At 40.7% G+C, this 987-nt stretch carries 1 protein-coding gene; it reads left to right on the top strand.

Going from position 1 to position 987, the window contains the following annotated elements; genetic code table 11:
• Nucleotides 1-518: 518 nt before the first annotated feature.
• Nucleotides 519-987: M48 family metalloprotease (locus tag A3756_RS02595; protein WP_156490209.1), on the top strand; the 469-nt coding region annotated here is incomplete at its 3' end.

Consider the following 987-nt stretch of genomic DNA (forward strand, 5'->3'; position numbering starts at 1 on the left):
TACTACAATCGTCATCGGCCTCATCATCATAATGGTGGTATGTCACCGTTATTGACTGAACAGGCTTACGAAAAAACTTATAACGGGCTGGCCAGTTTTAGTTGACCACTACATGCCTTCCCTCTAACGTTAACGAATATGTACAAAAATTAACATAAGAAAAAGCACTAAACAAGTACCGCCGTGGGATGTCCATAAGAATTTAATTATTGTGCGCTATCTTTAATGTAATAACTTCAAGAGGTGCATGTTAAAAGTAACGCTAGATAATAATAAAAATAGGAACAAATAGTTGAGCTTCAGAGTCTGATAGAACTCGAAAGCAAACATTGGATAAACAAAGCACATTAATCTGTTCGGCCATTTGAGCTCGCATATGCGACCGTAGTTTGTCCAAAACGGACAAACTACGGTATCAATAACACATTAAACCTACTCCATATTGAACCTTATAAGACTTGATATTTTTCACTCAGGCCATATATTCGCAGGTAACACCACACGCGAGATAAACCAAAATGATGAGAATATTTTTATTCCTAGCCACAAACTTATCCGTTGTATTAGTCGCTAGCTTTACGCTTAGCCTACTCGGGGTTGGCAGTTATATGACTGCACAGGGTTTGGACTACAATAACCTCCTTATCTTCTGCCTGATATTTGGTATGGCAGGCTCAGTCGTCTCCTTGCTGATGTCAAAATTCATGGCAAAACGCAGTATGAGAGTTCAAGTGATTGAAGAGCCACAAAACGCTGACCAAAAATGGCTCTATACCACCGTCCAGGATCTTGCTCAAAAAGCCAATATCGGTATGCCTGAGGTTGGCGTATTTAACAGCGCACAAGCTAATGCTTTCGCAACCGGCTGGAATAAAAATAACGCCTTAGTCGCCGTAAGCACAGGCTTACTCAATAAAATGAGCCGTGAGGAAGTTAAGGCTGTACTTGGGCATGAAATCGGGCACGTCGCAAATGGTGATATGATTA

The sequence above is a fragment of the Oleiphilus sp. HI0086 genome, assembly GCF_001635225.1.